This is a genomic window from Streptomyces sp. DSM 116793, assembly GCF_057320905.1.
The window spans coordinates 1,842,848-1,855,141 of sequence record NZ_CM170494.1; the positions used below are offsets into that span (position 1 = coordinate 1,842,848).

The following is a 12,294-nucleotide window of genomic DNA, read 5'->3' on the forward strand; positions in this document are numbered from 1 at the left end:
CGGCGCTCCCCGCGGCGGCCTGCGGCGCCGTGCCGGGTCCGGCTTCCGCCAAGCCCGCGACGTCCGCGACATCCACGACGGGGACGGCACTCTGCGCGACCGGCTCGGGAGCGGCGCTCTGCGCGACCGGCTCGGGAGCGGCGCTCTGCGCGACCGGCTCGGGAGCGGCGCTCCGTACGGCCGGGTCCGGAGCGGCGCCGGGGGCGACCGGGTCCGGGACCGCCTCGGCGGTCGTGGTGAGGCTCTCCGGGGCCGAAGCGGAGGCCGGGCGGACCGGAGCCGGAGCCGAGGCCGGGCCGGAATCCGAGGCCGGGACCGCGGCCGAGGCCAGGGCTGAGGCCGACGCCGAGGCCGAGGCCGGAGCCGGGCCGGGGCCCGATACCGGTACCGGAGCCGACGGCGGACTGCCGGTGCCCACACTGTCCGTGCTGCCCACACTGTCCGTGCTGCCCGCACTGCCCGCGCCCTCGACCACCGCGCTGCGCGGCCCCGACAGCACGTACGTCAGACCGAACCCGACGCCGACCACCACGGCGCCGCCCACCGCGTCCAGCACCCAGTGGTTGCCGGTGGACACGATCGAGGAGACGGTGAACAGCGGGTGCAGCGCGCCCAGCACCTTCATCCACCACTTCGGTGCCATCAGGGCGATGATGATCCCGCACCACAGCGCCCAGCCGAAGTGCAGCGAGGGCATCGCGGCGTACTGGTTGGTCACGGCGGTCAGCACGCCGTAGTCCGGCTTGGAGAAGTCCTGCACGCCGTGCACCGTGTCCACGAACCCGAGCGTCGGCATCAGCCGCGGCGGTGCCAGCGGGAAGAGCCAGAAGCCGAGCAGCGCGAGCAGCGTGGCGAGCCCGAGGCTGGTGCGGGCCCAGCGGAAGTCGACGGGGCGGCGGACGTACAGCACACCGAGGACGGTGAGCGGCACGCCGAAGTGGAACGACTCGTAGTAGAAGTCGAGGAAGCCGCGCAGCCACGGTACGCCGACGACCGCGTGGTTGACCCAGTGCTCGATGTCGATGCCGAGCGCGTGCTCGGTGGCGTGCACCCATCTGCCGTGCCGCTCCGCCGCGGGACGGTCGCCCCGAGCGACCTCGCGCACGTAGTCGTACCCCGAGTAGCAGACCCGGATGAGCAGCAGTTCCAGGAGGAGGTTGGGGCGGGTGACGACACGGCGCCAGAACGGCAGCAGCGGCACATACCGCCACCGGGAGGCCGCCCGGGGCGCGTACTCGGTCGGGATCGGTGTCTGGAACCAGGGCGAGGTGCGGGAGAGGAACGGCACCGCGCAGGCGGCGGCGAGCGCGGCGATCAGCACGGCGTTGTCGCGCAGCGGGTACAGCAGCTCCTTGTTCGGCAGCAGCATGTGCGGCGGCAGCGTCATCACCAGAGCCACGGCGACGGGCCACAGGTAGCGGTCCGCGGCGCGCCTGCCGACCCGGCCGACGACGGCGAGCAGCAGCCACAGCAGCTGGTGCTGCCAGGTAGTCGGCGACATGGCGATGGCGACGCAGCCGGTCACGGCGACCGCGAGGAGCAACTGCCCGTCCCTCGCGTACCGCACGGCACGCGGCAGGCCGAGGCAGACGACCAGGGCGCTCAGCGCCAGGAACAGGCCGATCTCCAGCGGACCCGTGACGCCGAACCGCAGCAGCGCGCCGTGCAGGGACTGGTTGCCGAGGCTGTCCGGGCGTGCCCCGAGGCCCACACCCGCGAGGTGGTGCACCCAGTAGGTGAACGAGTCGCGGGGCAGCGCTGCCCAGGCCAGGGCGGTGCAGGCGGCGAAGGCGGCGCCGGTGGAGAGCGCGGCCCTGCGCCGCGCCGTGCACCACAGCAGCACCGCGAAGAGCAGCAGGGCGGGCTGGAGCGCGGCGGCGAGGCCGACGAGCAGTCCGCTGGTGCGCTGCCCGCGCACCGTGAAGCAGCCGAGCAGGACCAGCAGGACGGGGATGATGCTGGTCTGGCCCAGGTACAGGGTGTTGCGGACCGGCAGGGACAGCATCAGCAGGCAGATGGCGACCGGGGCGGCCAGCAGCGAGGTACGGCGGGAGACGGGCCCGGGCAGCGCCCGCGCCGCGATCGTGCCCAGCAGCACGACCAGCAGCAGGGTGCCGAACGTCCAGGCGAGGCCGAGCGCGTTCTCCGCGGAGGCGGTGAGCGGTTTGAGGACGAGGCCCGCGAAGGGGGTGCCGGTGAACTGGTCCGCGTCGTACAGCGAGCCCTTCACATGCAGCACGCCCTCGGGCCCTATCCAGGTCTCCAGGTCGGTGAGCCGCTCGCCGGGCGGCTGCAACTCCACGGCCAGCACCTGCCGTACGAACAACGCCGCCGCGACCACCCACAGACCCGCCCGGACCACGCCGAGCCGTGTCTGTGCGGTGCTGCCGACTCCCGGCCCCAAGACCTGTCCCGGTCTGCCGCGTTCCACGTTCGCCACGCCCCGTCGGCCCTCCCGTCCTGTTCATCCCTCGTGCCCGGCTCGTGCCTGTACCGCACCGGTGTGGTACAGACTCTATGAGCCCGGTACTGGTGCCAGTGGGTGAGACGCGGGCAACCTCCCCTTCAGAGGGTGTCCGCGTCGGATTTGACCGGATGTTGAAACTCGAGGACTCTTCCGTGCCGCAGTTCTCGCAGTCTCGCAGCTCTCACAGTTTTCGCGGTTTTCGCGGTTTTCGCGGTTTTCGCGGTCCGCCATCGACCCGCTTCTCACAGTCGAACCCGTTTCCGGCAGTCGAACTCGGTTCTCACCGCGCCCGTCCTGCGAGCCCTGCGCCCCGATGTCCACGAAGTCCCACGGTGTGTGTGAGTACCCACCCCGCACGACTACGTATCCTCTCTGTTTCCGCCGCGTTCCCGCCGCTGTTTTCCAGGGGACGCCCTCTGCTCTCCTCCGGTCCCCGCCGGCACGCCGCCGTTCTCCCGCCGTAAGGGCGAGCAGCCACCACGGGGTGTGACCCGGCGCCTGCGGACGGGACCGCGCGAGATGGATCACAGCCGCACACCGGCCCCGCGGCTGCCGCACGCGCCGTTCACCCAGGACAGGGCCCCCGCGACCTCCGCAGTGCCGCCCCGCGTGTACCGCCCGCGATACCCCGAGGCACCCGTATCGTCGGTCTCGGGCTGTCCGGGACGGGCAGCCCGCTCGCTTTGGCCCACCGCCGTCGCCACGGCGCGGGGACCCCGCCGCCCGCGGGGCGGGTCCGGGGTCCGCGCCGTCGTCCCTGTCGCCGACCGAAAGCAGGTGAGCAGAGCCTTGCCGCTCGCCACACGTGTCCTCTCCCGACTCCCGGCCGTGCCCGCCCCGGCGCGCGCCCCAGGCCCCGGCGCCACCGTCACCGACCCCGCGCTGATCCGGCGCGCGGTCAAGGCGGCGGCCCTCGGCAACGCCATGGAGTGGTTCGACTTCGGAGTGTACAGCTACCTCGCGGTCACGCTGGGCAAGGTCTTCTTCCCGTCCGGCAGCCCCACCGCGCAGTTGCTGTCCACCTTCGGGGCGTTCGCGGCGGCCTTCCTCGTCCGACCGCTCGGCGGCCTGGTCTTCGGACCGCTCGGCGACCGGATCGGCAGGCAGAAGGTGCTGGCCATCACCATGATCATGATGGCGGCGGGCACCTTCGCGATCGGTCTGATCCCGTCCTACGCGGTGCTCGGGGCCGGCGCGCCGGTGCTGCTGCTGGCGGCACGGCTGGTCCAGGGCTTCTCGACGGGCGGTGAGTACGCCGGCGCGTCGACCTTCATCGCCGAGTACGCGCCGGACCGCAGGCGGGGCTTCCTCGGCAGCTGGCTGGAGTTCGGCACGCTGACCGGCTATGTCGCGGGCGCGGGTCTGGTGACGCTGCTCACGGTGCTGCTGCCGTCCGGTGACCTCACCGGCTGGGGCTGGCGCCTGCCGTTCCTGATCGCGGGGCCGATCGGGCTGGTCGGCCTGTACCTGCGGCTGCGCCTGGAGGAGACACCCGCTTTCGCGGCCCAGCTGCAGGCGGCGGGCGCGCAGCGGCGGCCGAAGGTGGGGTTGCGCGAGATGGTCACCGGCCAGTGGCGGGCGCTGCAGGTGTGCGTGGCGCTCGTGCTCGTGTACAACGTCTCGGACTATCTGCTGCTGTCGTACATGCCGAGCTACCTCACCGGCCGGCTGCACTACGGCGAGACGCAGGGGCTGCTGGTGGTGCTGGGCGTGATGGTGCTGATGATGGCCGTCCAGCCGTTCGCCGGGGCGCTCACCGACCGGGTGGGCCGCCGGCCGGTGATCGGCGCGGGCTGTGCGGGGTTCCTCGCCCTGTCCGTGCCGGCGCTGCTGCTGATCCGGCACGGCGGGGTGCTGCCGCTCGCGCTCGGCATGGGCGCTCTGGGGCTGCTGCTGGTCTGCTTCACGGCGTCCATGCCCGCGGCGCTGCCGGCCCTCTTCCCCACCCGGGTCCGCTACGGCTCGCTGTCCATCGGCTTCAACGTCTCCGTGTCACTCTTCGGCGGTACGACACCGCTGGCGGTGACGGCGCTCATCGGGATCACCGGGAACGTGATGATGCCCGCGTACTACCTGATGGCGGCGGCCGTCGTCGGTGGGGTGGCGGTGTGGCGGATGGCCGAGTCCGCGGGGCGGGCGCTGCCGGGGTCACCGCCCGCGGTGGAGCCGGTGCGAGCGGCTGCCCGGCGCGGGGCGACCGCGTAGCGGCTCGGCGGCACGGCGGTTCGGGACAGGCCGGCGGTTCGGGATAGGCCGGCGACGCGGGGTGCCCGAGGTGCCCGGGTGTCTGGGCGGTCCCGGGAATCGGGCGCTGCTCCTGTCGGCTCCGGCCGCCCGGCCGAGGGGGCTCCTCCGGCGCCCCGACCCGCCTGTCTGCCCCGCGGTCGGTTCGGCACCGCCGGACTGACCGTGTGTGGCCGAGCGCCGCTGCGGCGGAACCGGGGGACGGTACGGGGTTCCCCGTACCGCGCCGCCGCGGTGGGATCGAGGGGCGCAGGTGCGCCCCCGCCCGGGCCGTGTGGGGGACGTGGCGGCCCGGGGTCACAGTTCGTGGAAGTAGCCCACGTTCACGGAGCGTGCGCCGAGGCGGTCGTAGATGATCACCTCGCCGGAGCCGCCCGCGGGTATCCGCCAGTAGCCCCCGTACGGCAGCGCCTGCTCGACGCCGTCCGCCACCACCCTGACGTCGGACGACGGCTCGGCCTGCGAGCCGTGCAGCCAGGCGACGGTCCAGAGCCCGTCGGGGCCGCAACGGAACTCCAGGTGGACACGGGAGACGAAGAGCCAGCCGTCGGGCGGCGCCAGACGGCAGACGTTCCGGTCCCGGCCCACGTACAGCACGGCGCCGGGTTCGCTCGGCGCGTCGGCCATCAGCATGCCTGCCGTCGCGCCTGCCTCAGCCTCCGACACCGAGGCCATCGTGAGCTCCAGCACGTGTGCTCCTTACGGTTCGCCGGGTGAGCCGGTCCCGCCCGGCCGGCCTCGGGGGATGCCTCGGGGGCTGGTCGGCGCGGCACCGCGCGGCCGCATGATAGGTCGGCCCAGCCGCCCCGCGCGCGCCGAAAGCCCCCGCACCCCACGACCGTGACACAGGCCACACCCACCGCTCCGCAGCTGCCGAACCAACCACCGGCAGCCACGAAGGCGCGGGGCGAGGGCGGTGGACCCACACCGCCCCTCAATCCCGCCGCAGCGGCGCCAGCCACCCACGGCCCGGCCCGGCGGTGCCGAACCAACCGCGAGCACAGCGCCACGGGGCGGGGCGCGGCCCCCCGATCCCGCCGCCACGGCCCTCAGCCACGCACAACCCGCCCGGCGGTGCCGAACCAACCGCGAGCGCGCGGACGGGGCCGGCTCCGGGCGGAGGGACGCGGGAGACGCCCGCGGTACCGGGGGCCACCGGGCCGCCGCCGGGGCGCCCGGGCGCCGGGGGTGCGAGGTCCACGGGGCCGGCGTATGCGGTCGGCCCCGGGCCCGCGTTCCTCTGCCACAATGGACGCATGACGGACCGCAAGCCACCGGGCGTCAGCTTCGAGTCGTGGGTCGACAAGCAGATCCGCGAGGCGGAGGAGCGCGGCGCGTTCTCCGGCCTCACGGGCGCGGGCCGGCCCCTGCCCGGCGGCGCGGACAGCACATACGACGAGTTGTGGTGGGTGAAGCGGAAGATGGCCCAGGAGGGCCTGTCCGTCCTGCCGCCCACGCTGGCCCTGCGCAAGGAGGCGGAGGACGCCCTGGAGGCCGCGCACAACGCCCCGTCCGAAGCGGCCGCCCGGCGCATCATCACCGCCGTGAACGAGCGGATCAGGGAAGCGATGCTGAAGCCGCTGCCCGGCCCGCCGCTCGGCAAGAAGCCGTACGACGTCGAGGCCGTCGTCCGCGAGTGGCGCACCCGGCACTCCGGCTGACCCCGCCGCGCACCGCCGCACCCCGGCCGGGCATCCTGTTCCGGACCCGGCGCGGCCGGCGACCGGCCCCGGCACCGCTGCCACCGGCCGTCGCGGACCCACCGCCGTTCCCCGGCGGGCTCCGGCCGGACGGACGCCCAGGACAGGCGACCGCGCACGGGCACCGGCCGGACGGACACGGGCGGCCGGACACAGGCGCGGCCGGCGAGCGGCGGCCGTACGCCGGCGGACGACCGCGCCACCGCGCGCAGGGCACCGACGCGAACCGCCGCCGCGTTCCCCGACGAGCCCGGCCCGGCGGCCGTCCACCGGCATGATGACGGGTGCCGGCCGGGACGCCCGTCCGCAGCCGAGGAAGAGGCGCAGCAATGGAACGACTGTTCTCCGACATCTCGATGTCGCTCGACGGATTCGTCGCGGGTCCGCACGCGGGCCCCGAGCACCCGCTGGGCATCGGCGGCGAGCGCCTGCACCAGTGGCTGTACGAGCTGGCGAGCTGGCGCCGGCTGCACGGCCTGTCCGGGGGCGTCCCGGGCCCGGAGTCCGACGCCCTGGAGGAGTCCTTCGAGCGGACCGGCGCGGTCCTGATGGGCCACGGGATGTACCGGGCCGCCAGCAGGTCCTGGGGGGCACAGCCGCCGTTCCGCAAGCCGGTGTTCGTGCTCACCCGCACCCCGAGGGAGCCGGACGTGCGGGCCGGCGGCACCACGTTCATGTTCGTCACCGACGGCCTGCTCAACGCCCTCGCACGCGCCAAGGACGCGGCGGGCCTGCGGGACGTCTCCCTGGCGGGCGGCGCGAACGTCATCCAGCAGGCCATCAGGGCCGGCGTGCTGGACGAGCTGCGGCTGCACGTCGTCCCCGTCCTGCTCGGCTCCGGCATCCGGCTCTTCGACCGGATCGGCGCCGAGCACGTCGAGTGGGACGCCAGCCAGGTGAACGGCGCCTCCGGCACCGTTCACCTGACCCTGCGCCCCACCACCCGCCACCCCACGGACTCCGCCCCGGCAGCCGGGCCCGCTCACTGACCGCACCGCAGGCGCACCGGAAGACGCGAGCTGATCGCACCGCAGGCGCGCGAACAGGAGGGGCGCGGGGAACTGCGCGACCAACCCGGCACAACCGGCAGACGACCACCGCACCCCAGACCCCCCGATCGCGCCGCAGGCGCGCCAAAAGGGGCGCGGGGAACTGCGCGACCAACCCGGCACAACCCGCAGACGACCACCGGCCCCATAGGGGCCACCCGTCGTGCCCCAGGCGCCCGGAAGGACGCGGAATCACTCAAGCAACCACGACGAAGCCACACCGCATCCGCCACCGCAACCACAACCACAACCACAACCGCCCGAAGGGCATACCTCCCGCTCAGCACACGGCCCGCCGATCCTCCCGCGACGTCCCGTCCCGCGGCCGCTCGTGGTCGGAACCACTCAGCTCCCGCACCAGCTCGCCCAGGTCCGTCGAGCGGCCGGCGCGCCACCAGTCCCCCAGCAGCTCGGCGAGACACGCCTCGCGGGCCTCCTCAAGCCGTTCGGTGACCTGCCGGCCGTGCCGCGTCAGCACCAGCGGCAGCCCCTGGCGCATGGCCAGCCCGCGCCCCTCCACCTGCCGCGCCGCGGCGGCGAGCACGGGCATCGGAACGGTGCGGCGCGCGGCGAGCACCGCCGGGTCCGTGGGCCCGTACCGCCGGATGCGCAGCAGCAGCCACGCGGCGGCGGGCATCAGGTCGTAGCCGGCCAGCTCGGTGATCCGGGCGTAGATCTGCCGCCGCCCCTCCCGGCTGCCCAGCAGGGACAGCGCCCGCGCCGCCTCGTCGTACGAGGAGCGCTCGACCGGGTTGCTGGCCACCGTCTCGGTCCCGTCGGGCGCCCGCACGGACCCCCTGAGCCGGTCCTCGCGCAGGAAGCACGCCAGGACGAAGGCGAGCCCCGCGACCGGCGCCGCGTAGAGGAAGACATCGGTGATCGCCGTCGCGTAGGCGTGCACCACGGGGGGTCGCAACGCGGGGGGCAGCCGTCCGATGCCGCGCGGGTCCGCCTCCAGCGAGCCGATGCTCAGCCCGGGCGGCAGCGGGCGGCCGGCGAGCGCCGAGACGAGCTGCGAACCGAGCCGGCCCGTGAAGGCGGTACCGAGGATGGCCACGCCGAACGACGACCCGATGGACCGGAAGAACGTCGCGCCCGAGGTGGCCACGCCCAGGTCCTCGTAGCCGACGGAGTTCTGCACGATCAGCACCATCACCTGCATGACCAGGCCGAGGCCCAGGCCGAACACGAGGAAGCTGAGGCTCAGCACGGCCGTGCTGCTGAACTCGTCGAGCCGGTGCAGGAGCAGCAGCCCGCAGGTGGTGACGGCGGTGCCGACGACGGGGAACACCTTCCAGCGCCCGGTGCGGCTGACGATCTGCCCGGAGACGGTGGAGGACAGGATCAGCCCGAACACCATGGGCAGCATGTGCACGCCCGACAGGGTCGGCGAGATCCCGTGGACGACCTGGAGGAACGTCGGCAGGTAGGTCAGCGCGCCGAACATCGCGAAGCCCACCACGAAACTGATCACGGCGGCGAGGCTGAAGGTGCGGATGCGGAACAGCTTCGGCGGCAGCACCGGCTCCGCCGCCCTGCGCTCCACCGCCACGAAGACCACGATCAGCACGGCGCCGAGCACGGCGAGCCCGATGATCTGGGCCGAGTCCCAGGGCCAGGTGGTGCCGCCGAGCGAGGCGACCAGCACCAGACAGGTCGCGACGGAGGCGATCAGCGCGGTGCCGGCGTAGTCGATGGCGTGCCGCCGGGTGTGCACGGGGATGTGCAGCGTGGTGGCGATGACGACGAGCGCGACGACGCCCACGGGCACGTTCACGTAGAAGACCCAGCGCCAGCTCAGATGCTGGGTGAGGACCCCGCCGAGCAGCGGCCCGAGCACGCTGGTCGTGCCGAAGACCGCGCCGAAGAGGCCCTGGTAACGGCCGCGTTCCCGGGGTGCGACCAGGTCGCCGACGATCGCCATCGACAGCACGATCAGGCCTCCGCCGCCCAGTCCCTGCACGGCGCGGAAGACGATCAGTTGGGCCATGCTCTGTGCCACGCCGCACAGGACCGAGCCGATCAGGAAGATGACGATCGCGGTCTGGAAGAGCCGTTTGCGGCCGTACTGGTCGCCGAGTTTGCCCCAGAGCGGGGTGGCCGCGGTGGACGCGAGCAGATACGCGGTCACCACCCAGGAAAGGTGTTCCAGGCCGCCCAGCTCGCTGACGATGGTGGGCAGCGCGGTCGCCACGATGGTCTGGTCGAGGGCCGCGAGCAGCAGGCCCATCAGCAGCGCGCTGATGGAGACCAGCACGCCACGGGGGCGGGGCTCACCGGCCGCGTGGTCACGGTCACCCACGCCCGTGCCATCGGCGGGGCCGGCCGGGTTTCCGGGGCCGACGGGGTTTCCGGGGCCGGCGGGGCCCGAGGGGTCTGCGGGGTCCTGGGGACCAGACGGAACCGAGCGGTCTTCGGAGTCCTGGGGACCAGATAGGTCCGAGCGGTCTTCGGAGTCCGAGGGGCCGGGCGGGTCCGGGGGGCCTACGGGGTCCGCGGCATCGGCCGGGTTCCCCGGGTGGTCTGCCGGACTCGGGCGGTCCGCGGCGTCCGAGCCGTCCGGGGCGTCCGCGGCGTCCGCGGCGTCCGCGGGGACTACGGGAGCTGCGGCGTCCGCGGGGCCTGCGGTGGGCGGGCGGGCCCCGGTGGCCCGGTTCGGGATGGATGGGCGGGGCGCGGTTGGGGGCCGGTCACCGTCCGTGCCGGATGCGGGGCCGTCCGTGGCCGCGGCGTCGTGCGAGCCGTCGGCCCGCGCGCGCCGTGCTCCCTCCGTATGCCAGGACGGGCCGTTCGCACTGTGGGGCATGGGCACCTCCCGCGAACCCGGCGGCAGATTTTCCTCCGCCACGGTGCCGGAGTAACCCGTTATGGGCCGTTGAGTCCTCGAAGGCCGTTGGGGGCACGCGGGACGGGCCGTATACAGTGCGCACGATCTCTCGATGCTGGTCTCAGGAGAGGGCCCCCCACGGTGACCGGACAGCGTTGTCCAGATTGCGGTACAGAGCGAACGCCCACGGGCACATCGGCATGCGCATGCGGCGACCGGGCCCCGGGTCCGGCTGCCGGACCGGCCGGCGGCCACCCGGGTGCCCGTGACTCCCTGGGCGGGAGGTGCGTGAGGTCGGCGACGGGCGGCTCGGCGGGCACCGCAGGGGCGGAGGACCGTTCCGGCGCCGCCGGCCACCATGCGGGCCCGGGCGGGCCCGATCCGCTGCACCTGCGCCCCTATGTCTCCCTGCGGGACTCCCCGAGGAACACCGAGTCGCACTCCGGATCGCACTCCGAGTCACCCGCCGCACCGCCCTTCGACGCCGCCTCCGACTCGCCCTTCGACGCTGCCCCGGAGTCGGCCTTCGACCCGGAGGTCGAGTCGGAGGCGGCCCCCCTGGACGCCGAGCCCCTGTTCGGCCCGGGCGGCCCGCTGGACTGGAGCATCGAGGACATCTGGGGGCCGAGCGAGGACAAGGCCGAGGACTCCGGGAACACGGCAGGCGATGCCTGGGCCGGGGAGCGGGGCGGCGCCGCCGGGGAGGGGCGTTTCGGGTCGCCCGCCGCGTCTGCGACTGCCACGTCTCCGACCCCGGACGCCGGGGGCGCCGCGAAGGCCGGCCGGCCCGCTGCCGGCGACGGCCCGGGTGCTCCGGGTCCGTCCGGTGGGATCGCCCGGCGGTCCGGCGAGCCCGGGAGCGGCATCGGCGCGCCGCGCGCCGCGGCCCTGGGGGACGGCGGTCCCGGCGCCCTCGGATCAACCGGTTCCCACGACGGGCTCAGCGCCGCACGGACGGTGGACGCGGCCGCCCCCGGCCGGGACGCCCCGCCGACCGCACCCGCCCGGAACGGCGCGGGGGCCGGGCGCGCCGGCAGCAGCGCGGACCCCGGGCCCGCCCACGGCGCCCCGGGCACCCTGAGCACCCCGGGCACCCTGAGCTCCCCGGACGGCCGGGGCGGCCCGAACGGCCGAGTCCCCCACCGCTCCCCCGTCCCGCGCGCCACGGGCGGCCCGCGCACCGCCCGTCTCCCGGCTGCCGCGGCCGGCTCGGTCGCCCCGGACACGGACACCGGACGCGTCGCCCGGATGACCGGCGACACGGACGGCCGCCCGGACGGTCGAAGCGGCCCGGCGGACCCACACGGCCGGAAGAGCCCGGACGGCTCCGGCGGCCCGGAGACCGGCCCCCGCCGGGACGAACCCGTCGCGCGCGGCCGCCGTCGCCTGATCGTGCCGGCCGCGGTGGGTGCCGCGGCGACCGTCGCGTGCGCGGCGCTGCTCGCGAGCGGGCTCTTCTCCGACGAGAAGCCGTCCAAGGACGACGCCCTGCCGGGAGGCACCCACAGCACGGCGAGCGCGCCCGAGACCGCGGAGGCGGCTCCCGAGACGACCACCGGTTCCGCCTGGGGCGGCGCGCCGCCCGCGTCAGGGCAACGGCCTGCGCCGGCCGGGACGGCCCCGTCGCATCCGCGGTCGCGAGCGCACTCGGACAAGGCGAACGCCCCCGCCGCTCCCCCGCCCCCCGGCGCCGCCTCACCGTCTGGCCCCGCCGGCTCAGCGGACCCGTCGCCGCCCCCGGCGGACCCGGGCCCGCCGGTGCTGCGCCCCGGCGACCAGGGCGCGGAGGTCGAGGAGCTGCAACGGCGCCTTACCCAGCTCCTGCTGTACCTGGGCAAGCCGGACGGCGTCTACGACGCCGGTGTCGAGAAGGCGGTGGGGCACTACCAGGACGTCCGCGGAATCGACGGCGACGAGCACGGCGTCTACGGCCCGGCCACCCGCCGGCGCCTGGAGTCCGAGACCTCGGAACCCTAGTCCGGACGTGGCCCGGGGGCGTGGCGGACG

At 74.8% G+C, this 12,294-nt stretch carries 7 protein-coding genes and 1 pseudogene; 4 read left to right on the forward strand and 4 right to left on the reverse strand.

From position 1 onward, the window contains the following. Window positions 1-472 precede the first annotated feature (472 nt). Window positions 473-2,440, reverse strand: a pseudogene (locus ACSMXW_RS07700) (bifunctional glycosyltransferase 87/phosphatase PAP2 family protein); the annotation flags it as partial. Window positions 2,441-3,295: 855 nt separating this feature from the next. Here ACSMXW_RS07700 and ACSMXW_RS07705 point away from each other — a divergent pair. Beyond that, complete coding sequence (locus ACSMXW_RS07705) at window positions 3,296-4,672, forward strand: MFS transporter (RefSeq protein ID WP_485807883.1); 1,377 nt, start codon at window positions 3,296-3,298, stop codon at window positions 4,670-4,672. Between the two features lie 336 nt (window positions 4,673-5,008). Here the strand turns inward: ACSMXW_RS07705 and ACSMXW_RS07710 are convergent, their stop codons facing one another. After that, a complete protein-coding gene (locus ACSMXW_RS07710) occupies window positions 5,009-5,401 on the reverse strand; it encodes a hypothetical protein (protein WP_485804720.1) in 393 nt (130 codons plus the stop codon). Window positions 5,402-5,967: 566 nt separating this feature from the next. On the opposite strand from ACSMXW_RS07710, the gene ACSMXW_RS07715 reads away from it, so the two are divergent. Both ACSMXW_RS07715 and ACSMXW_RS07720 read left to right on the forward strand, forming a co-directional pair. Continuing rightward, the gene (locus ACSMXW_RS07715; protein ID WP_485804721.1) at window positions 5,968-6,372 is read left to right on the forward strand and encodes a DnaJ family domain-containing protein; all 405 of its coding nucleotides are present in this window, start codon (window positions 5,968-5,970) and stop codon (window positions 6,370-6,372) included. Between the two features lie 368 nt (window positions 6,373-6,740). Next, a complete protein-coding gene (locus ACSMXW_RS07720) occupies window positions 6,741-7,400 on the forward strand; it encodes a dihydrofolate reductase family protein (RefSeq protein WP_485804722.1) in 660 nt (219 codons plus the stop codon). 340 nt (window positions 7,401-7,740) lie between these two features. Here the strand turns inward: ACSMXW_RS07720 and ACSMXW_RS07725 are convergent, their stop codons facing one another. Both ACSMXW_RS07725 and ACSMXW_RS07730 read right to left on the reverse strand, forming a co-directional pair. Beyond that, on the reverse strand, window positions 7,741-9,762 hold the full coding sequence (locus ACSMXW_RS07725; protein ID WP_485804723.1) for a DHA2 family efflux MFS transporter permease subunit: 2,022 nt from the start codon (window positions 9,760-9,762) through the stop codon (window positions 7,741-7,743). Window positions 9,763-10,685: 923 nt separating this feature from the next. Then, a complete protein-coding gene (locus ACSMXW_RS07730) occupies window positions 10,686-11,030 on the reverse strand; it encodes a hypothetical protein (RefSeq protein WP_485804724.1) in 345 nt (114 codons plus the stop codon). Window positions 11,031-11,244: 214 nt separating this feature from the next. On the opposite strand from ACSMXW_RS07730, the gene ACSMXW_RS07735 reads away from it, so the two are divergent. Then, window positions 11,245-12,264: a peptidoglycan-binding domain-containing protein gene (locus tag ACSMXW_RS07735; protein ID WP_485804725.1), complete on the forward strand. Its 1,020-nt coding sequence runs from the start codon at window positions 11,245-11,247 to the stop codon at window positions 12,262-12,264. Window positions 12,265-12,294 lie beyond the last annotated feature (30 nt).